Origin of the sequence: Shinella sp. NM-101 (assembly GCF_021401195.1) — a bacterium.
Classification (GTDB): domain Bacteria; phylum Pseudomonadota; class Alphaproteobacteria; order Rhizobiales; family Rhizobiaceae; genus Shinella.
The window spans coordinates 40,382-60,861 of record NZ_JACBFT010000021.1 but is presented as its reverse complement, the minus strand read 5'-3'; the positions used below and the strand labels follow the sequence as shown (position 1 = coordinate 60,861).

General features: G+C 59.9%; 23 protein-coding genes. 15 read left to right on the top strand and 8 right to left on the bottom strand.

Annotation, left to right across the window (positions count from 1 at the left end; all coding sequences use genetic code 11):
* Window positions 1-20: 20 nt before the first annotated feature.
* Window positions 21-971, top strand: coding sequence for a hypothetical protein (locus tag L0976_RS25445; RefSeq protein WP_234189730.1), 951 nt, complete (start codon window positions 21-23; stop codon window positions 969-971).
* 93 nt (window positions 972-1,064) lie between these two features.
* Here L0976_RS25445 and L0976_RS25440 read toward each other — a convergent pair whose 3' ends face one another.
* The 3 genes from L0976_RS25440 to L0976_RS25430 all read right to left on the bottom strand — a co-directional run bounded on the left by L0976_RS25440 (window position 1,065) and on the right by L0976_RS25430 (window position 2,364).
* Window positions 1,065-1,526: a hypothetical protein gene (locus tag L0976_RS25440; RefSeq protein WP_234189729.1), complete on the bottom strand. Its 462-nt coding sequence runs from the start codon at window positions 1,524-1,526 to the stop codon at window positions 1,065-1,067.
* A gap of 179 nt (window positions 1,527-1,705) precedes the next feature.
* A complete protein-coding gene (locus tag L0976_RS25435; RefSeq protein WP_234189728.1) occupies window positions 1,706-2,119 on the bottom strand; it encodes a type II toxin-antitoxin system VapC family toxin in 414 nt (137 codons plus the stop codon).
* Window positions 2,116-2,364: a type II toxin-antitoxin system VapB family antitoxin gene (locus L0976_RS25430; protein WP_234189727.1), complete on the bottom strand. Its 249-nt coding sequence runs from the start codon at window positions 2,362-2,364 to the stop codon at window positions 2,116-2,118. Before L0976_RS25430 ends, L0976_RS25435 begins: the two co-directional genes overlap by 4 nt.
* Window positions 2,365-2,848: 484 nt before the next feature.
* Between L0976_RS25430 and L0976_RS25425 the strand changes: the two genes are divergently transcribed.
* The 7 genes from L0976_RS25425 (at window position 2,849) to L0976_RS25395 (ending at window position 9,972) form a co-directional block, all read left to right on the top strand.
* Window positions 2,849-3,616, top strand: a complete 768-nt coding sequence (locus L0976_RS25425) for a metallophosphoesterase (protein ID WP_234189726.1) — start codon at window positions 2,849-2,851, stop codon at window positions 3,614-3,616.
* Window positions 3,617-3,941: 325 nt separating this feature from the next.
* Entirely contained in the window at window positions 3,942-4,382 is a 441-nt protein-coding gene (locus L0976_RS25420; RefSeq protein ID WP_234189725.1) for a hypothetical protein, read from the top strand.
* 102 nt (window positions 4,383-4,484) lie between these two features.
* Window positions 4,485-5,342: a hypothetical protein gene (locus tag L0976_RS25415; protein WP_234189724.1), complete on the top strand. Its 858-nt coding sequence runs from the start codon at window positions 4,485-4,487 to the stop codon at window positions 5,340-5,342.
* A gap of 71 nt (window positions 5,343-5,413) precedes the next feature.
* On the top strand, window positions 5,414-5,776 hold the full coding sequence (locus L0976_RS25410) for a hypothetical protein (protein WP_234189723.1): 363 nt from the start codon (window positions 5,414-5,416) through the stop codon (window positions 5,774-5,776).
* 942 nt (window positions 5,777-6,718) lie between these two features.
* Window positions 6,719-7,693 (top strand): PcfJ domain-containing protein, encoded by a 975-nt coding sequence (locus L0976_RS25405; RefSeq protein ID WP_234189722.1) that lies wholly within the window; start codon window positions 6,719-6,721, stop codon window positions 7,691-7,693.
* A gap of 936 nt (window positions 7,694-8,629) precedes the next feature.
* Entirely contained in the window at window positions 8,630-9,223 is a 594-nt protein-coding gene (locus L0976_RS25400) for a hypothetical protein (RefSeq protein WP_234189721.1), read from the top strand.
* Between the two features lie 227 nt (window positions 9,224-9,450).
* Complete coding sequence (locus tag L0976_RS25395; protein WP_234189720.1) at window positions 9,451-9,972, top strand: hypothetical protein; 522 nt, start codon at window positions 9,451-9,453, stop codon at window positions 9,970-9,972.
* Here L0976_RS25395 and L0976_RS25390 read toward each other — a convergent pair.
* Window positions 9,969-10,388 (bottom strand): hypothetical protein, encoded by a 420-nt coding sequence (locus L0976_RS25390; protein WP_234189719.1) that lies wholly within the window; start codon window positions 10,386-10,388, stop codon window positions 9,969-9,971. The two genes, L0976_RS25395 and L0976_RS25390, sit on opposite strands and share 4 nt — an antisense overlap.
* A gap of 207 nt (window positions 10,389-10,595) precedes the next feature.
* Here L0976_RS25390 and L0976_RS25385 point away from each other — a divergent pair, with 207 nt between their 5' ends.
* The 3 genes from L0976_RS25385 (at window position 10,596) to L0976_RS25375 (ending at window position 11,777) form a co-directional block, all read left to right on the top strand.
* Entirely contained in the window at window positions 10,596-10,904 is a 309-nt protein-coding gene (locus L0976_RS25385; RefSeq protein ID WP_234189718.1) for a hypothetical protein, read from the top strand.
* The gene (locus L0976_RS25380) at window positions 10,901-11,350 is read left to right on the top strand and encodes a hypothetical protein (RefSeq protein ID WP_234189717.1); all 450 of its coding nucleotides are present in this window, start codon (window positions 10,901-10,903) and stop codon (window positions 11,348-11,350) included. The genes L0976_RS25385 and L0976_RS25380 overlap by 4 nt, the downstream gene beginning before the upstream one ends.
* A gap of 136 nt (window positions 11,351-11,486) precedes the next feature.
* Window positions 11,487-11,777, top strand: coding sequence for a hypothetical protein (locus L0976_RS25375; RefSeq protein WP_234189716.1), 291 nt, complete (start codon window positions 11,487-11,489; stop codon window positions 11,775-11,777).
* Between the two features lie 43 nt (window positions 11,778-11,820).
* Here L0976_RS25375 and L0976_RS25370 read toward each other — a convergent pair whose 3' ends face one another.
* On the bottom strand, window positions 11,821-12,912 hold the full coding sequence (locus L0976_RS25370) for an IS5 family transposase (protein WP_234189752.1): 1,092 nt from the start codon (window positions 12,910-12,912) through the stop codon (window positions 11,821-11,823).
* A 109-nt stretch (window positions 12,913-13,021) separates the two neighbouring features.
* Here L0976_RS25370 and L0976_RS25365 point away from each other — a divergent pair, with 109 nt between their 5' ends.
* A complete protein-coding gene (locus L0976_RS25365; RefSeq protein WP_234189715.1) occupies window positions 13,022-13,303 on the top strand; it encodes a VUT family protein in 282 nt (93 codons plus the stop codon).
* A 30-nt stretch (window positions 13,304-13,333) separates the two neighbouring features.
* Here the strand turns inward: L0976_RS25365 and L0976_RS25360 are convergent, their stop codons facing one another.
* Entirely contained in the window at window positions 13,334-13,882 is a 549-nt protein-coding gene (locus L0976_RS25360; protein ID WP_234189714.1) for a hypothetical protein, read from the bottom strand.
* A gap of 258 nt (window positions 13,883-14,140) precedes the next feature.
* On the bottom strand, window positions 14,141-14,614 hold the full coding sequence (locus L0976_RS25355) for a hypothetical protein (protein ID WP_234189713.1): 474 nt from the start codon (window positions 14,612-14,614) through the stop codon (window positions 14,141-14,143).
* A 974-nt stretch (window positions 14,615-15,588) separates the two neighbouring features.
* Here L0976_RS25355 and L0976_RS25350 point away from each other — a divergent pair.
* The 3 genes from L0976_RS25350 (at window position 15,589) to L0976_RS25340 (ending at window position 17,775) form a co-directional block, all read left to right on the top strand.
* Window positions 15,589-16,089: a hypothetical protein gene (locus L0976_RS25350; protein ID WP_234189712.1), complete on the top strand. Its 501-nt coding sequence runs from the start codon at window positions 15,589-15,591 to the stop codon at window positions 16,087-16,089.
* A 290-nt stretch (window positions 16,090-16,379) separates the two neighbouring features.
* Window positions 16,380-16,913, top strand: a complete 534-nt coding sequence (locus L0976_RS25345) for a hypothetical protein (RefSeq protein ID WP_234189711.1) — start codon at window positions 16,380-16,382, stop codon at window positions 16,911-16,913.
* 307 nt (window positions 16,914-17,220) lie between these two features.
* The gene (locus L0976_RS25340) at window positions 17,221-17,775 is read left to right on the top strand and encodes a hypothetical protein (protein ID WP_234189710.1); all 555 of its coding nucleotides are present in this window, start codon (window positions 17,221-17,223) and stop codon (window positions 17,773-17,775) included.
* A 198-nt stretch (window positions 17,776-17,973) separates the two neighbouring features.
* Here the strand turns inward: L0976_RS25340 and L0976_RS25335 are convergent, their stop codons facing one another.
* Complete coding sequence (locus L0976_RS25335; protein ID WP_234189709.1) at window positions 17,974-20,430, bottom strand: DNA cytosine methyltransferase; 2,457 nt, start codon at window positions 20,428-20,430, stop codon at window positions 17,974-17,976.
* Window positions 20,431-20,480: the final 50 nt, after the last annotated feature.

The following is a 20,480-nucleotide window of genomic DNA, read 5'->3' as shown; positions in this document are numbered from 1 at the left end:
AACCCGGCGAGGCATGCTGAATGGCTTATTGGGACACGCCCGGCAAATCGGACGAATGGTACACCCCCAGGCACGTCTTTGACGCGCTTGGCTGCGCGTTCGATCTGGATGTCGCTCACCCGAAGGATACTGAGACCTTCGTTCCTGCCCGGCGGAGTGATCACCGCCAGCAGCCTGTCCGAACCCTGGTCCGGCTTCGCCTGGATGAACCCGCCGTTCGGGGACGAAACGGCCTCGACCCCTGGCTGGACCGGTTCTTCGAACATGGCTGCGGGATCGCGCTCGTTCCCGATCGGACGAGCGCCCCGTGGTTTCGGGAGGCCTGGGCGAAGGCCGACCTGGTCCTCTTCACGCCGAAACTGCGCTTTCACCGGCCGGATGGATCGGTCGGCAAGTCTCCCTCCAATGGCACCGCGCTGCTCGGCGTTGGAGAACGTGCGCAAGCCGCACCCACAAGGGCCGCGGCGAGGGGGCTTGGCATTCTGGGCCGGCCGATCCGCGAGGCAACCGATGGATCAGACGGCATTCCCGACGTTCCCGGGGATGGCTTTCGCGCTTGTCCGGCTGTGCCGCTCCTCCAAACAGGCGACCTTCATCCGCGCATCCTGGCCGGCGATTTGCGGCCGGCGAAGAACTGTCGCACAATTTCCATGACCGGGTTTGGGGAACCGGAAAAGAGGACCTTTATGCAGGACGACATCGTCGAGATCATACATGGCGCGCTCGAGGCGCACCTCGGGAACATTCGCGATGAAGATCGCCGGCAGGCGGCGCTGACATATCTTCGCGGTCTCGACGTCATTCTCGCGACGCGCGCGCATGCCGGGAACGATCCGGTCAGGCAAACACGCCCGTCGATCAGCCCGCGGGCGGACCGGATGATATCGAGGCACCGGCGGATGGTGCTTGCCGACGCTCGATCGCTTCATCAGCGCATTTCCAGCGGGCTCCAAGGTTCAGCGGCATCTTGACAAGCGGGCTGTTCCTGCCGGCCGCCTGTGCGGCATTCTCGATGCGAGGGCGCCGGCATGGCATCGTACCGAATGCACATGCTGTCGCCCCGATTACCCCGTTTTTCGGTAGGTGAAGGGCCATACCGGAGCAGCATCCTCCGACGGCAATTCACCCATGGCCGCGGGAACACACGCACCGATGGATGTCAGCGCCCGGTCGACGCTCTTTTGGAAAGGATGCACCGAGACACCGAGGTCTATACGATAGAGTTCGTTCTGTTCCGCGTGACGGGCCGTGAAGACGTTTGTCTCCGTTTGCTGCGCGTCCAGCTTGCCGGTGTAGGTAATAAACCGGTCGCCGCCCTCCGCATGTTCCTGCAACTCTCCCGTCCTGGTATCGATCCAGAAAAGGATCGGATTGCCAAGTTCCTTGTCGGCGGCGGAGATCGTCAGAGGTCCGGGTTCACCTATTGTTTCCGCAACGGCGACCGGCGCGCAAACCAGTGTCTCGGCGTGGGCGGAGAAAACGGGGAGGAAGGCGATCGTAACGAGCAGCCGAAGAACACGCGACATATTGGACCTCCATCCGACATCCCAGTCGGCCAGTCTATCAGGCGACGATCCGGCAGCAATAGCCAGGCGGCGCTGGCTGTCGGTGACGTTCTCGCGGGGTCCGAAGACCGGTCAAAACGTCAAACAGGCCACTCCTATCGACCGGACACGATCCGCCCGCTCCGAAATGACATGGAGCTTCAGAACTCCCACGGCGAAATGAGATCGAGGCCTGTCGTCTCGAAATCCTTGAGATTGCGGGTAGCCAGGCGGGCGCCGTTCACCCGGGCAATCGCCGCGATCATGCCATCGGGAGCCGACATGCCTCGTCCCTTGCGAGCAGCGTCACCCATGATCTCGCCATAGGCCAGCGCGGCTTCCTCGGTCAGCCCGAAAATGCGGTCCGCGAAACGATGGCGCCACGCGCGCAGTCCCTGTTCCAGCCGGTCGGCGCGCTGATCCGACCTGATCTTCTGAATCCCGAAGGCGATCTCCGCTATCGTTACCGTCGGCAGCGCCAGTTCCGCGTCAAACCGCGTCAGCCATGCGATGACCGCCTCGTTCGGCGCCTTTTTCAAGCTCTCGGAAACGACGTTGGTATCGAGGAAGATCAAAGCTCGATGCCTCGATGCGGATGCCGGCCCTCACGAATGACGGCCTCCAGGTCGATATCGACCCCTTGCTGCGCACTCAAGCGGGAATAGAAACTCGAAGCCGGCTCACGTCCTGCTTCACGAACCTCATAGGCTTCAAGCGCGCGCTCGACCACTTCGGCAATCGAGCGGTTTTCCCGGCGGGCAAGCCTGTGCGCCAGATCGCGCGCCTTGGAGCTGCGGACAGAAAGTTGGGGGGCGGCCATGCTCATCTCCTTCAGACATCAAAATAGGCCCACAGTTGCCTGCCATCAAGATGGCATCTGCTGGTCAGCCACCTTCAGGAGGACGATTGAACAAACCTCTCCGGGTCGAAACAAGATCTGTTTTTTCCCCGGAAGCGCGAGATCGAGATAGGTGGCCCGGCTCGGCGAGGTGCCGCATGCCGGACGGCGCTCCACCCCACCGGCACGGCAACAGAATGACTGTACGGATTTTTTTGCACGCTCTTCTCGGCATCGGTTCAACATCGGCGGGTTGAGAGTGCAAAATAGAGAGGAGATGCTTCGGAGGTTTCGCGGAAGCCCTGCCGAAAGTGATCGGCAAACCATAGCGCCACGACGAAACGGCGCCGCATTGCAATCGGCCGGCTTGAGCACTCTATGCGCTCACCCCGAACATCAAGCAAACGCTAACAGTTACGTCTTATTCCCCTGCGGCGGGCCAGCAAAAGCCCACGGATTTTCTGCCATGAAGGAGGCGCATTTGCGCGAACAGCATACATTCGCGATCGGCGACATACACGGACGCGCCGATCTCCTTGACACGCTCCTTAAGGCCATCGACGAGCAGGCCGTCGACGCAGGTGTCAGCTACAGGATCGTCTTCCTCGGCGATGTCATCGATCGCGGGCCGCGCAGCCAGGAGGCAATGGACATCGTCGCAGCCACCCTCGACCGGATACCCGGCTCCCGCCTGATCCTCGGAAATCACGACTGGTTTCCGATCCGCATTCTCGATGAGCTGACCGGCGACAAGCAGGAGATGGCGCTGGCGTTCTGGATACACAACCTGCGCGGCGGCGCGACGCTCATGTCCTATGGGCTCGACCCCGACGATTTCTCGGTAGCCGATCTCGCGACGAAACTACCGGCCCGGCACCTCGACCTGCTGCGCGGCGCGGCAAGCCATGTCGAGCTTGCGCATCACATCCTCGTTCATGCCGGTCTCGCACCGGGCGTACCCCTGTCGCAGCAATCGGCGTATGATCTGATGTGGATCCGGGGACCCTTCCTCACGTCGACGGAGAGTTTTGGAAAAATGGTCATCCACGGCCATACCGTCACCGAAAGCGGGCAATGCGAGATCGCGGCGAACCGCATCTGCATCGACACGGGGGCCTATCGCACCGGCCGCCTGTCCGCGGCCTGGATTCATCCGGATGGAGAGGTTTCGTACCTGCAGACGGACCCGCAGAAGCCTGGATATGCGGGGATCGTGTCACCTCGTTATCTCTGATGCGCCATTTGCAATCCCGGCCAAAAACCGGGAGATTGCTCCAATTCGATACAGGTATATAATGCAGTATAGAAGTTGTTTACAATAAAAGTGGAGTAAAGAGGCGCAACAATGCCCAGTTCCAAAACATTTTTTCTGGTTTTTTTATTGAGGGGGCTCGATTTCTATTTTTGAACCGCGTATAGCGGTCGTGTGAATTTTTACGGAGACCTTCCAATGTCGGCGACCTCGACGACCCTGATGCTCATATGCCGCGAACGCTCGCTTCGCGCATCGAGCATTGTCGGCGCTCGTCATTGCCGACAGAAAGAAGGAGGTCTCGACCATGTCGGACAACAAGCAGACTGCTGCTGCCACCACCTCGTCCACCCGCCGCAAGGCTGACGCCGGCATTCCCGCCGGGCACCGCGCCCTTGCCGCTTCGATCCTGAAGCACATCGAAGACATCCGCCTCCCGGTGGATGACCACGTTCTGGTCGTGATGACCAAAACGATCGCCTACGGTCCGCGCCCGGCTAACGTCTCGCACGGGGTCATCGTGCCGCTGCTCTCCCCGTTCCCGCCGCACACCCTTTACGCTGTGCTCTTCGAGGACGGCGGCATCGAGATTCTCGAGGCCATCCAGAAGTCCCTCAAGAAAGTGAAGGCCGGCAAGAACCTCCCCAAGCAGGCCGAGCGCATCAATGCGCTTGGCGAGGCTTTCCTGTCGCTGCTGAAGCAGCGCGTAGTCGACATCCTCCTCGGACCGGCGATGGGACACTGCTGACAAGCTGATGTCCCGATCCCGATGCCTCACCGGCATCGGGGCTCCCCCAAACGTCTGGAAATCTTCAACCGGCACACGGATGTGTGCGGAAAGGACCCCCTTATGCTCAGCGCGATCATCGACCTTGCTCACACGGATCAGTTGTCCCTTCACATTCCCGACTGGATCCCCCCGACCGATGCGGCTGATATTCTCCTGTCCTATCCGCTTGCGTTGGCCAGCTTGACCGACCCTGCGAAGTTTGTCTTCACCTGGACGAACTCCGGCGCGCGGATCAACCTCCTCGGAAACGCTATCTTTCCGCGGCTGACCAATGCTGAACTTGCCGAAGCAGCCGACTACCCCATTCCCCATGACAGGATCATCGTTCAGACCGAAGTCGTTCGTGCGGACGGCGGCCCGACTCCGGTTCTCCTCTGGGATGTCACGGACACGGGACACGGTTACAACGCCGACCCCTTTATGTTCGTTGGAAACACCCTCGTATACTATGGCGTCGCCCTCATCTTCGATCGCCGTCACCGGCTCAATGACGGCACGCCCGTTTTCCAGGCCAGGACTCCCACCGGTCTCGATACCCTTCATGAGGGTCAAGAGCTCCACAAATATCACACCATGCTTCTGCGTTTCTTCCGGACGCTGTGCCAGCCGGCCGTTGTGATCGAGGACGTCCAGGTCAACGCGCGTTTGAACCGGAAGCGCGCTCGCCGGGGCCTCGCTCCGATGCCGGTGCAGCGCATCGTTCGCCTTCCCGCTGTGATCCGTCGCCAGGTGCAGTTGGACGGCGCGAGACAGCGCGCTCGCGAGCTCGGTCCTCGCGCGACGCACGAGCGTCGTACTCACCGTCGCACGCTTGCCTCCGGCCGGAGCATCCAGGTGAGGGAAACCGTCGTCAATGCGAGGTTCGGCGAGCGGCCTGCGCCGCAGATGTTCCACGTCGAGGAGCCGCCCCCGGAGTGAGGCCTCGGCCATCGCCAAAACTTCTTCCTCGTCTCACTCTCATCGGCACGCATGTGCGGAAAGGTAAATCCATGGTCAGCGCAATCAGCAAATTCTACGCCTCTGTCGTCGAAATCCACCCCAGTTCTCCGCTTTCCGGCTGCAAGCTCGCTGTCGTGCGCGGCGCGTTCTATCTCGTGGAGGAGGGGATCGATCCGCTTCTCGGTGTGGCTGTGCCGTTCCCCGAGGACTGTACGGTCTTCGACCTGCTCGAGGCGATCGACCTCGACGAGGAGAGCCTCGAACAGGCGCTGGCATGTGTCGGACGAATGGCAAGCGGAAGCTCCCGCGGAGACCGTATCGCCGCTCGCAAGGCTGCCGCACACGCGCTGACCGGCTTCATGGACACGGTCACGGCCGTCCGCCTCGAAGGCGAGCCTCTGGAAGCGGCGTAGTAGCTCGTCGACGGGGGCGGCGGTGTTCCGGCGAGCAAGACCCGTTCGGCTTCTTCGACCGGATCGAATGAATGGTGTCGCGCAAACGGCAAGTCAGGGAGCCCAGGTCAGACTGCGGGCTCCCGACCTCTTTCTCCAATGCAGAATAGGCTCCAGTGGAACTATACTTCGTATATAGTCTCGATTATGAGAATAACAAATTCTAAAATGAAAATTATTACCTTAAATATAATCTGGCTTTCTCAAGAATAGTTTGAGAGTTGTATTGACAGAAATGGAAGATGATCTTATCATTTAATTACCGGAAGCGACGGGAAAAGGGATCGGACATGCGCCGCTTTTCTATTTGCTACAAACCACCGCTTCCGGTGTTTTCGTTCCCCACGAGGGACTAGGAAAAACGACGGGTCGAAAGACTTGGACGCCTGATTGTCGTTCCCCTTGAGGGATTGGAATGCCGTATTCCGCCTCGCGCTGAATACGGAAGCGCTGGCGCCGCGCAAAGGATCATCCTCCTCAAAAGGGAAATTCCACGGCGCCGTTTCCTCCCTGACGGGAGGGTGTACCGAGGAGAGGTTGCGGCCTCGATTCAAAAAGGGATTTGTTGGCCTGACGGACGGATCTTTCATCTGCGTCAGCAGAGATTTCCTCCCCCACGGGAGGGTGCAAAACAGGACTCCCTCCCTGACGGGAGGGCTTCAACCGCCATTGAGGCGGAGAGAGAGGTGGCAGAAATGCCGCCTCTTTCGTTTTGACCAGGAGGGTTGCCTTTCGGTCTGCCGCTCTTGCCGGCTCCTTCGATATGCCGGGTGGCTCCCTGTTCCCATCGTTCGCAGTTTCGTCAGGGCCGGTCAGGCCCCTGCGCCGACCGGCTTCTTCTATGCATCGCCGGAAAACATCCTTTTCCCACCAGCGTATTGCGTGAATAGGAAGACTGGCAGGATGACAAGAAAACCGAAGCCAGACAGCACACATCCGGAATGGCACGAAGCGATGGAGGCTCTCGTGCGGGCACTCGACCTTCCTGATCGCTACGATCGCGTCATTCGCGGATTGGTCATTCCGGGCCTCGGTCGTGTGTTCATGCGGTTCTGGATCGCCCAGGACCTCGTCGATCCTGACTTCATGGCCGACCCCGAGGATGACGCCGACGAGCCGCAATGGTACCAGATCGGCGACTGGCCGCAGCGCGCGGGGACACCAGATGGCACCCCGCAGTTCAAATGGAACCGCCGAACTTCCCTGTATTTTCGCTGGTACGGCCAGCATGTCATGCATGTCGTCGACTGGCTCATCTACGCCGACCGCATTGGTGCGCCATGGCTACAAAATCTCGACGGGCATGGGCGGCCGAAGAAGCTTCTGAAGTGCGTGGACCTGCAGCAGCTCGTCCATGAGGCCGACAAGGGCCTTCGATATCGCGCTCGAAACTACGATCCGGGTGGCGCAAACCCGGAAGTCTTACCCGCGCTTGTCGTGCACGACGAAGTCGAGGTCGCCGATCTCGGGGTCGGTCACGTTCTCGTCCGCCTCCAGACACCGAACGCGCTGTTCATCGAGGGCCGGCGCATGCATCACTGCATCGGCCATGGACGCTACGATCATTATCTTTCCAATCCTCACTACCGGTTCTTTTCTGTCCGCGATCCCGAGGGGCAGCCGTTGGCAACGCTCGAGATCGCGGCAGGCGTTGTGCTTCAGTTTCGAGGACCGGAGAATGCCGATCCGGCGCGCGCTGTTGTCGATCTGCTATCTGCCCATGCGGCGGAACAAAAATGGCTCTGTTACGAGAACGCGGCTGCGGGAGGATACCTCGCATACGGTTTCGACGACATCGATGGAGGCGGCGCGGTGGTGATCGATGACATCCCTGCAGGCGACGGCCCGCTCCCAGTTCGTCCCCGGCCGGCGGGATAGTTTGACCGGCCACGCCGGGATGCCGCCCGCCGCAATGGCCGACCGGTACAGGCGACCGGGAGGTGTGACCCCTTGGCCAAAACGAAAGAGGCGGCATTTCTGCCACTTCTCTCTCCGCCTCAATGGCGGTTGAAGCCCTCCCGTCAGGGAGGAAACGGCGCCGTGGAGTTTCTCTTTTGAGGGGGATGATCCTTTGCGCGGCGCCAGCGCCGCCGTATTCAGCGCGAGGCGGAATACAGCATTCCAATCCCTCAAGGGGAGCGATAACCAGGCGTCCAAGTCTTTCGACCTGTCGATTTTCCTAATCCCTCGTGGGGAACGAAAATACCGGAAGCGATGGTTTGTAGAAAAAAGAAAAGCGGCACAAAGACGACCGATATGTTATCGACGGAGTGCGTCGTGCATCAGGAAAGACTTTGGGCACCCGTCATCTGATGTGGGCTCCCAGGATTGTCCTTCAAGCATGTCGATCGCTGGAGCGTGCTGTGGCCGGGTGGATCAGGGTCCTGTCGGCCTGTCCGGTTGTGCCGCCACTATCCAATCCCGCCTCCCAATCGTTGCACCGGTCCGTCATGCGCCAACATGATCAAATCAGGCGACAACGATCCCACCAGCTACGCCGGGCGGTCGGAACGTCTTTGCGAGAAGAGTTTTACCAAACGAGGGAATGCCGGCCTTATTGGGCAAAAGCACTCGACGCGGGGAGCGTTCTTTTGCTCAGGCGTCGCAGAATTATTCCTTTCCAAATACCGTCAATAGCTTTCGTTAAAGTTTTATACGCCTGCAAATCCGGTTAACAGAATCCACGGGAATAATATTTTGAGATACTTGTTACTTTCCTATTGCCGTCCTCTGCGTATCCGGACAGCATGAATACATGAGAAATAAAACGCTCATCCTGATAGCCGGGAAAACATCAAAACCAAAGGAAACGACATGTCGAACGTATCCCCCCATGCCCATGATGCTCTCCAGGCATTCATCGGATTCATCAAACAGCATGAATACTCCGTCAGGAGAATGTTCGTGAAAGACCTCACGACCGGGCACGAAGCCGATGTCGCCGCCTGGTTCCTTGACTACGAACGCAATGCCGCCCGGGAAAAGGGTTATTGGTCCGGCCTGACGGACCAGGCCTTCGCGGCCACTTTGAAGGAGTGGGCCGGTGGGCGCGATTGCGACGTCCTGAGATACTTCCTCGACATCGACGAGTTCGACGAGGAGCAGGACACCGAGCCCAAGGCGATGAGCCTGGAAGCGGCCGCATCCGGAATCGAGATCCTCCGTGGGCAGGTTGACCAAATGGACGATTCGCTCTGCTTTTTGCTCAGCTCCGAGGCGAGTATGGCGTTCGAAGAATCCGTTTCAAACAGGATCGTCGGCGATGAGGCCATGCGCGAGTTCTCTGCCAGCCTGACCCGACTCTGCAGGGCGCTGAACGACATCCAGCGCCGTACCGGCTGTCACTGCGATATCCGACGTCCAGCAGGCCCGGGAAGCGGCCTGATAGCCGGCATACCGGCGGCTTGAAGCGCCTCCTGGCCGATCTCTGACGGGACGTCTTCGCAGTCCCGGAAGAAACCCCGTCGGCCTCCGCTTCAGCTTCACGGCCGCGCATTTGCGGCACCCACGCGATTTCGACCTGTCCAGCCGCAGCACTCGCCAGCGGTCGAGATCGCTCGCCTTTCCGTCGCCGGCCTTCACGTCGGCGACGCAGTACCTCACCCCACATCAACAGGACCAGAAGGAGCCATATGATGACCAACGCACTCGAATTCCGACCCATATTCCGCGATGACGATGACCCTGCCTATCTCCACTTCCGCAAGCTTGCCGAGTACATCGAAGGATTTGTCGAAAACATCGACAGGCAGGACGAAGACCTCAAGACAGCCCCGATGTATGACCATGACCTCGAGCTGCGGTTCGGCACCAATTATCTTAACTTCGCTCATCCGATGAGCGAACGGGATGATGACGAATATGCCGCGTGCGTCCAGTATGGCGCGACGATCATGGACGTCGCAAGTTCGGCCAGGAAAGAGCCCTGGGCACTTTTGGCGCTTCTCCTCAGCGCTTTCAACGAATCGTGGAGTGGCCATTCCCTTGATTCTTACGATTTGCTCTGGCAGGTCAGGGACCACTTCTCCGCCAGCATCGCGCGGGAAGCATTGCGACGGCTTTCTCGCGAGGAGGAGGCGAAGGAAAACGAGCGCAAACGGCTCGCCGACCCGGACGAGCAGGCACCGATCGATCCTGAGCGGGACATACCGTTCTAATCGACGTTCGGCCCCGCCCGGCACGCATGCCCGGCGGCCATGGCGACGTGGCCGGGCATGCCGATGCCGGCGATCTTCACCGAAGGAAAACATGCAGCTCGGGCGACAGGTTCATCAACGCCGTGATGCCGGACTTCATGCCGACAGGCCCGGGAGCCGGAGTCCGGGTCGAGCCGGTGATTTCCGAACATCGGCAGCCCTCGCACGGACCCACGCCAGCACCCGAAACAATATCGGAAGCGGAAATCGGCAAATCCGTTCGCAAAACATAGGTAAGCAATTATTTTCCGAAGAGTATTCGGGATATCGAGATCGGCAACATCAGGGCATTCAGAAAGACTGCGCGAAGCACCCTGACGGACCTTCGTGCGTGCCAGCCTCCTGAAATCAAGCTCGCCAAAGACACCGGTGCGCATCACCTTTCCCCTCGATTGCCGGGAACGGCTATTCCCGAATCCGTTTACCGACGCAGCGTTTTATGCGTCGGCACCACGACCTCTTTCCCATCGGTCATCGGGCTCACACCGGGTTAACCAGTCGATCGCGATATCCGCGTCGGCCGGCTTGCCGGGGAGTCCCGAGCCCGGCATACCAGTCGGCAGAAGCGACAGACGGAGGTTGCGATGGCGAATTTCGGGAACCCTGCTTACGGCGCCGCCATGGGCAACATGGCCGGCATGGCGCTGATCGCAGGCGGTGTGATGTCGCTCACCCAGGGCCTGCTCGCCGGTCTCGACGCAGCCGCCGAAGCGCGCCGTCATCGTGCATATGGCGACGCGCTGTCCGCAGCCATCTGCCACGCCGACGAAATGGAAGACCTTGCCCGCACCGCCGTCGGCCTGGTTGCCGAACTCGAGGCCGAGGTCGCCCAGCTCCGCGCCGCCTGCCAGCAGCGCCAGCAGGTGATCGATGCTTTGCGGGCGCGCGCATGAGCGACATCACGGACGCTGAATGGCAGCTCATCCGCGAGCATTTCGGGGATATGGCCTACGAGGAGCCGGACAATCACCAAGGCATGCTGAAGGTGATCAAGCGAGAAATTCTCGAGCAATATTCGCGAGGGCATCTGTCGGCGCGTGCAGCCGCCGGGAAACTCGGCTTGCAGGACTCTGCCAATCTCCTCGTCGCACTCGGCGATGCGGGGCTGCCGATGCCGCAGCCGCCCGAGGAGGAGGTGAGGGAGCAGGCGAGCATCTTTGCGACCCTGTTCCGCGAAAACCGGGAGGCGCGCGCCGAGGCAGCGGATGTCGCCGAAGGCCTCGCGCAACTGGACCGCGGCGAGAGCGTCGAGATCGATGTCGTCGTCGCGAAAGCCCTGGCGATCCTCGACCGTGTTCCAGGCATGCCACCCGACCCCGGCGACGAACTGCCGGGATAAACACACCGGCCGGACGATTGTCCGGCCGGCCTCGTCTCTCACCACACCTGTCCGGCTTCCAGGGTTGCAAAACACCGGCACGACCCTGCGCGCATACGCGCGCCCGGAATCTTCACATCGCAAAGGAGCCTGATCGATGCAGCCCAAAGTTATCGCTCTTGTCACGGCCTTCGCCACCGCCGTGCCGCTTGCAGGCTGGCTGACCGGTAACGTCGGAACAGAATGCGCGCCCGGCGGACCTTGCCTCCTGCCGGTCGGCTTCGGCCTCGATGCCCCCAGCGGTGCCTTTGTCCTCGGTGCGTCGTTTGTGCTGCTGGATGCCGTTCACGAGGTTGGCGGCTCAAGAGCTGGACACCTCGATTTACCCCGATTTCCTGCATTGACGGGGCGATGTGAGCCTACCGCCGCTCTCGGTGGTGATATTTGAACTGTCTGTATTGGCATTCCCGCCCCTTGCGGGGCGGCCGTCGTCATGCGGCGGCATGGCGACCTTCGTGGAAGACGTATCGGAGCATGTTGTAGGCGATATTGGCCATGCCAATCTTCACCTTGGCCCTTCCAATCCCGATGGTCCTGATGAAGAGCTTCATCTTATCCTTCTGCCTTGCAAAGACATGCTCGACAGCGGACCTGATCTTGGATCGTCGCCCGTTGGCCCGCGACGTCGTTTCCGGCATTGGCTTGCCCTTCGGCTTTCGCTGATGAATGTCCGACTTCAGGCCATTCCTTACCAGCCACTCCTCGTTCGTCTTGGATCGGTAGGCGCTGTCGGCCCAGACCGTTGAGGCGGTATTGTCCTTGGTCACGACATTCCGGAGTTGGGCACCGTCATGGGCGCTCGCACTTGTCACCGTCCATCCCCGTATGAAGCCATGTGCCCGGTCGATGCCCGCGTGATTTTTGTAACCAAACATCGGAATGGCGATGTCATGGGTCTTCGTTGGCGCTGATGTCGGCGTTTCCCTCGGCTGCTTCGCCTTGGAATACTTCACCGTCCAACGCGCATCGCGATCCTTCTGGGCAAGCTTGGCGGGCTTCTCCTTCCAGTCCTGCGGTATCCCGCCGGCTTTGATCGCGTCTTTCTCTTCCTGATTATTGCGCTGCCTCGGAGCCTGGATGATTGTCGCATCGACGATCTGCCCGCCCTTGGCCAGATACCCGGACCGCGAGAGATGTTTGTCGAAGCGAGCGAACAGATTATCGATGGCACCGGCTCGCACGAGACTTTCGCGAAACAGCCAGATCGTCTTGGCGTCCGGCACCTTGTCGGAAAGGCCGAGCCCCAGGAACCGCATAAACGAAAGCCGGTCCTGGATGACGAACTCGGCCTGGTCGTCGGAGAGATTATAGAGCGCCTGGAGCACCAGGATCTTGAACATCAGCACCGCCGGAAACGGCGGACGCCCGCCCTTTGATCCATCCGATCGCTTCAGCGCCTTGGCCAGCGGCTTCTCGAACACAGGCCACGGGATGATGGCATTCAGCTTCTCGAGCGGATCGCCCACGGCGCTCAGCCGTTCATAACGCTCGTCCAGATCAAAGAAACCAGGCTGTCCCCGCATCATCTGCTCCCGCCAAATCACGCATGTCGGATTGAATCACGATTTGCCGAAAAGGGGGGGTTTTTAGAGGGGTCCAGTTGCCCTTGTCGCCATTGCCATCGGCGGCGTCTTGTCGGCCATCTTCGCCGCGCCGGCACTCGTCGTCGCATCCGTGGTCGCCTTCGTCCTGGCTGAACTGGCGGACTTTGCGGCCTACGCACCGCTGCGCAAACGCAGCCTGATGCCGGCTGTCTTTCTCAGCGGACTGGCCGGCTCGATCGTGCACAGCGTTATCTTCCTATGGCTGGCTTTCGGCTCGCTGGACTTCATTGAAGGTCAAGTGATCGGCAAGGCTTGGGTGAGCCTGCTGGTGCTCGCCTTCCTTCCCTTCAATCGACGGATGGCCGGATAGCCCTTCCACCCGATCCGGCGCTGCCCGCGATCAGGCCGCATGGCGATAGACGCCGAGACTATCCAGCGTTTCCGCGAGCATGTCTTCGTAGTCCTCCCTGATGTCGGGCTTCTCGCCGAAATCATCGAGTTCGCGAAGGCGGAACGAAAGCATCATGAGATTGGTGCGCAGCGTCACCTCGTCATGGAGAAGCCGCGCCTTCACGGCGGCCCCGGTCCAGCCCTCCATCCCGCCAAGAAGAACGATGTCGCGAATGAAAGGGGAGGGCGAGACGCGGTCGAACTCGTCCTGGTCACCGAGGATGAACCGGCGGTGAGAGAGCGACAGGGCAGGGCGACGATATGTCCGCGAATCCAGCTCTCCGGCGTGGAGGCCGTCGACGAAGTCCTCGACGGCCTTCTCAACCGTTTTCATGACGTCGATTGCATATATCGCATCTCTCAGGCTGGGTTTCCCCTTGGCGGACAAGACAAGTTTTACCGTCGTGCCTTCTTTTGATTGGTGGGCGTACATGCGCTTCTCCTGGTGCAAAATATAATTCAACAAAGAAAGTGTTCCGCTAATTTCCATCATCGGCAAGAGGAAAAAGCATTGCTGTAAACAAAAATTTCAAAATAATATTATTACATTTCCGTCGCGGCGATCGTTTCATTGCTGATCCGTGAACTGCACCCAGGCCGCCACACACAAGCAAGCGGCCGTTATACTAAAAAGTTCCATTCCAGTATAACTCGCGGCTTCCTCCTCGCCTGCGACAATCGGGACAGACGAGAAGGATGAAGCCGGCTAGACAATGTCCGACCGGCTTCATCCTTGTTCAAGGCCGTGACTGCGGCATCAGCCGACCTTGAATTGGCTTTCGACAGCGCCGCGCAGGCGCGCCTCGTCGTCCCAACGTCGACGATCCGGCGACGATCTCGGCGACCTCGCATCAATCGGGTTCGGCTGATGCACCCCGATTATAGGGACCCCGTGAATACCGTGCTGCTTGCCCAGGCAGAATTTGCGGATCGCCGGCTCGCTTGCCCTGGACAGGGCATTGAGCTCATCTTCGCCCATGGTCAGCAGAAAGGCCATTGCACCGGTATCGACACCCCGAAGGTTCATCGTGGCCCGTTCGGCTTTCGGCGCGGCGCAGAATTTTCGGACGGTGGCGACGATATCCCGTCCGAGAACCTCCACGGCCGCGGCCTGGCGTGCCTTCCTGAACTCGTCAACGACGTCCGCCCGTGTTAAGTTCGGCTCATAGGCAGGCAGCGGCGATCCGCCGCCGAACAGCAGGGAAAACGGCCAGCGGACGATGTCGTCCAACCATTTCCCCGCCGACGGCAAGGAGTTCCACGCTCCCTTCCCGATCGTACCAACGAACCTCGCTATCGCAGCAGCCATCCTCAAAAGCATAACAGTCTCCCTTGCGTTACAAGCAGACTGTCGCTTCACCGGCCGCAACCGACAAATCCGCGCTCGGGCTTTTGCCGGCAAGCCGGGAGAACGAGGGGGAAGCAGAGGACAGCGATGGCTACGCCGCCGCCTGTGGCTTCCATCTGATCCTTGCGATCAGCTCATCCGTCGCCGGAAGCCGGCGACCGGTTGTGTTGTATCCGCAATTGTAATCACCCCACGAAGCACCGTCCGAGGAATTATGCGTGACCGACCAGAGATATCCGTCGGTGGTCAGAAGGATTTTTCGGGTATAGCCGACGGCGTCATGATGAAGGTCCTCCCACAAGATTTCTCCCTCCGGTTCCCGACCGAGCTGCGGCAGGTCCGCGGATTTCTCGACTTCGGCGATGGCCGCCGCGCGACTCCGATATCCCTGCTGCCGCACAGCCGGAGCAGCCTCGCTTGATCGAAAACGCGGATATTTTTCTTCTGGCACTCGCGCGTTATGGCGACCGTTCCTTCGGTTTGTTGCAAGTAAGAAGGTCAGCCGGCACCCACTACCTAAGAACAATCGAAGTCGGATCAAGATACTCAAGGTCAACAGCAGGAAAATAGTTTTTGAGGTATGTGCTCAAAAAACAATTCACCATAACGTCACAACAAAAAACACACCGGCGTTTGAAAAAAGTTGGATACTCACTCTCTTCTCGGACACCCTCATGAACATCCCGGATTTTCAACATGTCGGCGCGCAAGAAAAACCAGATTAAGTCGCCGACTCTCGCCGAAACCCAAGTACTTTCGTCAAAATTCGACATCTCGAACGTCTGCAGCCGCTTGACGTGGATTGCGAGCCACGACAGCTTTTTCATATCGAACACGATGGACGAAAGGAAAACCGAATGAGCCGCAAGATTCCCGGCATCGACAGCATCTACCGCATGGAGCGCGCAGCTCTGAGCAGTCCGATCCCCGAAATGACCGAGGGCCTGATCGCGAAACATATCACGCCGGTGACCGAACCCGGCATTCTGCGGATGCACTATCCCAAGACCAGGACCTCGGAAAGCGATGTAGTCGCGTGCATGAGACATGCCTGCCGCGCCTACACCAGGACTATCGGCTCGGTTCTGGTCGTCACGGATCATCTCGAGACCCTCGCGTTCGGCACGGCGGAGGATCTCGGTCTCGACCTGGACACGCGTGAGATGCAACCGGCCCTCAAAGCGCTCATCAACAGCATTGATCCGGATCATCTCGCGACAACGAGAGCAGCAAGGAATGCCGAGGGGTCCAGCAAGGTGGAATACCCCATCTATGCAATGCCTGCTTACCCCTACGCCGCTCAGGACGGGAAGCTGGTTGCAACATATGGCACTTATCTGGCCAGCTTCCGGCTATGAGGTCGCGTCGAACACCCCGCCCCGTAGAATGTCCGCCACTCGCGCGGGATTTTCCCCAGTCGCCAGTCCATCTGAACCGCACATGGGGAACCTGCCGGGTGGGGCACGCCAACCGGCGGACCAACAGAACACAGCCTCTCGAAGGCTCCAACTCCGAATTAAGGAACTCAGAAATATGGCTGAAGCAATGACACCCGCGTTGTACAAGCGCGGTGCTGAATCGCAGGGGAACCAATTAATCATCGACCTGCCGAAAGCCAGAGCTACGGTCGAGGAACGGGGTGGCGCAAATGGATAATATCTGGATCAGGCAACCCATCCAGGAGTGGTTGCCCGTCAAGTGGTATGCTGGGTTCCTTCCCGGTCTGCCCGACCTGTGCGTCGGCAGGATGCCGGCAGTGCTCGGCCTCTCGGGGCCGCAGGCCTGGAAAGTCTGGTATGTCGAGACGCCCGAGGAGAACCGCGCGCGTCGGGAAGCGCTCGCGAAGCCCATTCCGCTGCGCGACGGCGGTCTCGATTTCGAGCGCGGGCCGGACGCTACAACCAGCAAAGTCAATCGAAACAAGGACTACGGAGAACCCGTCGTGGCTCTTTATGCTCCGAATGCGGACGACAAAGGCTGGCCATGGTTTACGGTCTTCCGATTGTCGTCAGTGAAGGCCGCCGGGCCGCACGCATGCGAACTCGGTCGAGGCGTATACTCCTACGAGATCGACATGTCCGAACAGGACGCGATGCAGCGCATCGCGCAGATGGGGAGCCTGACAGCGGCGGCCGGAGTTATTTCGGAGATCGTCTATCCAGACCATGCGGGTGCGATGTGACCAGCGCGCCCGCACAGGACAATGCGATACCGGCTGTCGGCGCCGCCCGGGCCTCTTGCCCTGGCCAGAAGCTCGGTCCGGCCAATAAAGAGCAGTCGCACCAAAATCGCAGGTCCTTCGTTACGATCTGAAGTGGCCTGGCGCCGGTTCGCCGCACCGGCCATCCGAAGACCCTTCAGCCTTCCCAGACGCCAAACGACCGAGCCGGAAGCGCACCCGCCTCCGGAGCGGACCACTATCGCAGTCTGGCAGAAGCCAGCTCTTGCTCAACACCCGCCGCATCAAGGGGCAATCAGGAGAACGATCAATGAAAAGAGGCTACATTATCATCGACAACGGTTCCGGCCGGATTCTGCGAAGTCAAAACGAGGTTCAGGCCATGACGTATTTGTTCGCTCACAATACGAACGGCGCGGAGATCGAACGCCGGGTGGTGGAACTCACCTCCATGGACCGTATCGGTGACAAGGTCTTCCACGACGTCATTCAGGAGTGGTGCGACGACATGCCCGCGCACACCGCGCTCTATCGCGAAACGGCCTATCTGCACCTCGTCGCCCAGAACGAAGCCATGCTGCCGAATACCGTCGTTCACGCGCTCGATGTTCTCTCGAAGACAGATTGCGGTGACACCGCGCTCGACGCATGCGCCGGAGATGATTTCCTCGAGGACGTTCTGCGGGCATGCCCTGAGTTTCGTGCCCTTCCATATGCTGGGACGGACGATTGTGACGGATTTCATGACGATGACGACGTCATGGCGGCGCTTGATGGCATTGCGTTTCTCTTCGCGGCCGAAGCCGGCCAGACAGAGATCGCCGACGAACTGGCGAAAACCGTCTTTCGTGATCATCCTCTATAGACTGACACCCCGAGTTGAGGACAACGGTTCACAGCGATGCCATCGAAGCAAGCTGCCGTGTGCTACCCTTCACTCCTGTTTTGTCAGATACAGGGAGAGCATGTATGCCATTGTGAGCCCGCCAAATCGGCGGGCCCTTATGTTCGACAGGCCTGGCCCAGCTATCTGGACGTGGTTCTGTCACGAGCGATGTGATCGTCAGGCCGTCGGTAGCGGGGCAGGGGTACCAATACCGGGCACGTCCGTGATTCCGTGCGCCTTTCCATCGATGAACCTCCTGATCGACCAATCTCTGGCCTGAGACAATGCCTTGAACGCTTTCTTGTCCATTGTCGCCAGCACTGTTCTCGTCTCCTCGGGAAGCTCGCTGATATCCATGGCGGCACGTTTGGGCCGCGACGCCTTGCAGTACTGCCTCACGAGCTTAATCCCGGACTTGTCGATCAACTGCTCGAATACTTCGAGCTCTTCGGGCCTCTCGCGGCCGATGAGCCTCGGTACGAGCGCTGAAGCAAACTCGTGAAGACTCAGATCGGCCGCATCGCCGAGAGGAAGATCCAGCTCCCTTGCCTTCGCCTCCGCTTCGGAACCTGGGCGCTTCATTTTCCCAACAGCCGAAATCCGGGATTGCGACAGCTCGACCTCGTAGTTCGCCGGCTTCCCGGTCAAGGCTTCCCGGATGGCAAGACCAATGGCGCAGGCCATGATCGGCGGGAACGCATTCGCGATCTGCCGGCGCTGCTCGCGCGAATTCCCCTCGAAGACCCAGGCGTCCGGGAAACCTTGCAGCCTCGCCCCCATACGCAAAGTCAGGCCCGGCGTATGTTTGAGAGGTGTATCGGGTCCCGGCGCATCAGGTGCAATGCGTTTCGCATCGATATGCCGAGCCGCCCAATCGTCAAGCTGGAGACCCGAGGAAAAGCCCTGGTTCCCGCTCTTTTCCGAGCCGCCGACAAGCGTCGGGCCACGCTCGTTCGCGCACTCTGCCCATGCATCGGCTCCAGGCCAGCCGTTCGCCGCCATCAGGTCATGCAGTGCTTCGCCCAGAGTTACCGGCTCCGCCGTCAGCACCGGCGGCTTCTTGAAGCGGCTCATGAGGCCGTCGCGCATCGCGACAAGAATGAGCCGGGGCCGTGCTTGCGCCAGCCCATACTCATCGGCGCTGATCGCGAAAAGTTCTGCATCGTAGCCAGCTTCGAACAAATCAGCAAAGATTTTGGCTCGGTAGGCATGAGCCTGCCGCTGACCAAACCCAAGGACGTTTTCGAGCATTACCGCGCGCGGCTTGACTTCGCGGATAATATCGATCGCTCTGCCAAAGAGGTCGCGTTCATCGTTCTCTCCCGCCTGCCTGCCCAACACGGAGTGGGGTTGGCACGGTACACCGCCGGCAAAGAGATCGACCTTGCCGACGTAGGGTGCGAAGTCCTTGTGGCGAACATCCGCAAGGAAGATCGGGCCGAGCCGGGGGTTGGCCATGAGCGTTCGAACAGCAAAGTTGTTGCGTTCCATCAGACCGACCGATTCAAAGCCTGCGGCATGAAGACCAATCGCTGCGCCACCGGCACCGCTGCAGATTTCCAGCGAGGTCAGATGTGTCGGTTCGTCAGGGGAATGGTATCCCGCCCACTCTTCCTCCCAGGCTTTTTCGCGATCGGCATCGCCCGGCCACTCTGTCGGAAGATGAGAAACGTCGACATCAGCCAGCCAGGCAAGCGCCCAGATGAGGTTGATATTGATCGGCCCCCAATCGTTGTAGGTGAATTCGGCCAGTAGAAAGTCGCCCTGGCTCATCCGCTCAAAGCCGAACCGCGCCCTGGCGAGATGACCGGCACAATCTTCCGGCTCGATATCATACCAATCCTTGATATCGGGCAGATCAACCGGGAACAGGGCATCGAACTCTCGAAGAAGAAGGCTGGCAGAACTCATGGCTGCCTTTCGAAGGAATTCCGCCCGCCGCTCGTGACGGTCGCAATCCATGAGATAGCCTCGCGCAAGGAGATGCACCATTCGCTGCAGACGCGTCTTGAAGGTGCTCAAGTGGCCCGCGCCGATCTTGGCCATCAGCGCTCGCAACTTCCTGCTCTGCATCGCACGACGCGCGGCGGGATTGACCGCGTCACGGCGCTTGCGCATCCGCGCAAGGTCGGTCGTATGCAGCACGCGGCCGGCCCCGATCAGCAGATGGGCTTCTTCGCGAACAGTCGGCGCCGACTTTTGAAGTGCAACAATCATCTCCGGCGTCACACAGGCTTCCGTATAAAACGCCTTGGCTTCGTCCGACAGATGCCGCAAACGCAGGAGCCGGTGTGCTTCGGCGCGCGACATTCGCCAATCGCTCGTCATCATCGCGATCTGCTCGCGCTTTTCGGGCACCTTGGCGCAAAGTTGCTGCACGCGCGTCAACAGGCCGAGAAAGGCCGTCGTCTGATCCTCGCGGGATTTGAGGGCAGCCTTGCGCAGTTTTTCCAGAAGAATGTCACGTTCGCGCACTTCGGCGAGCATGGCGACCGCGGGATCGAGAGGTGGAACTTCCATTTGCTGAAGCGCCGCGCCGATATCGGCCTCCGCCTCGATTTCCGCATCCAGACCTGCCTCGGCACCGAAAGCATCATTCCGTTCAAGTTCAATCTGGATATCGGTATCGGGCATGAGGCACTCCATTTCGTTGCCTTCCTCCATGCCGTGAAAATCTTTATGTC

Bases quoted from the DNA above. Each gene is read 5' to 3' on its own strand.
- L0976_RS25420 (WP_234189725.1), top strand. From the start codon at position 3,942: ATGTCGGACAACAAGCAGACTGCTGCTGCCACCACCTCGTCCACCCGC.
- L0976_RS25395 (WP_234189720.1), top strand. From the start codon at position 9,451: ATGACCAACGCACTCGAATTCCGACCCATATTCCGCGATGACGATGAC.
- L0976_RS25385 (WP_234189718.1), top strand. From the start codon at position 10,596: ATGGCGAATTTCGGGAACCCTGCTTACGGCGCCGCCATGGGCAACATG.
- L0976_RS25350 (WP_234189712.1), top strand. From the start codon at position 15,589: ATGAGCCGCAAGATTCCCGGCATCGACAGCATCTACCGCATGGAGCGC.
- L0976_RS25430 (WP_234189727.1), bottom strand. From the start codon at position 2,364: ATGGCCGCCCCCCAACTTTCTGTCCGCAGCTCCAAGGCGCGCGATCTG.
- L0976_RS25340 (WP_234189710.1), top strand. From the start codon at position 17,221: ATGAAAAGAGGCTACATTATCATCGACAACGGTTCCGGCCGGATTCTG.
- L0976_RS25445 (WP_234189730.1), top strand. From the start codon at position 21: ATGGCTTATTGGGACACGCCCGGCAAATCGGACGAATGGTACACCCCC.
- L0976_RS25405 (WP_234189722.1), top strand. From the start codon at position 6,719: ATGACAAGAAAACCGAAGCCAGACAGCACACATCCGGAATGGCACGAA.
- L0976_RS25410 (WP_234189723.1), top strand. From the start codon at position 5,414: ATGGTCAGCGCAATCAGCAAATTCTACGCCTCTGTCGTCGAAATCCAC.
- L0976_RS25375 (WP_234189716.1), top strand. From the start codon at position 11,487: ATGCAGCCCAAAGTTATCGCTCTTGTCACGGCCTTCGCCACCGCCGTG.
- L0976_RS25380 (WP_234189717.1), top strand. From the start codon at position 10,901: ATGAGCGACATCACGGACGCTGAATGGCAGCTCATCCGCGAGCATTTC.
- L0976_RS25335 (WP_234189709.1), bottom strand. From the start codon at position 20,430: ATGCCCGATACCGATATCCAGATTGAACTTGAACGGAATGATGCTTTC.
- L0976_RS25390 (WP_234189719.1), bottom strand. From the start codon at position 10,388: ATGCGCACCGGTGTCTTTGGCGAGCTTGATTTCAGGAGGCTGGCACGC.
- L0976_RS25440 (WP_234189729.1), bottom strand. From the start codon at position 1,526: ATGTCGCGTGTTCTTCGGCTGCTCGTTACGATCGCCTTCCTCCCCGTT.
- L0976_RS25400 (WP_234189721.1), top strand. From the start codon at position 8,630: ATGTCGAACGTATCCCCCCATGCCCATGATGCTCTCCAGGCATTCATC.
- L0976_RS25345 (WP_234189711.1), top strand. From the start codon at position 16,380: ATGGATAATATCTGGATCAGGCAACCCATCCAGGAGTGGTTGCCCGTC.
- L0976_RS25425 (WP_234189726.1), top strand. From the start codon at position 2,849: ATGAAGGAGGCGCATTTGCGCGAACAGCATACATTCGCGATCGGCGAC.
- L0976_RS25415 (WP_234189724.1), top strand. From the start codon at position 4,485: ATGCTCAGCGCGATCATCGACCTTGCTCACACGGATCAGTTGTCCCTT.
- L0976_RS25370 (WP_234189752.1), bottom strand. From the start codon at position 12,912: ATGCGGGGACAGCCTGGTTTCTTTGATCTGGACGAGCGTTATGAACGG.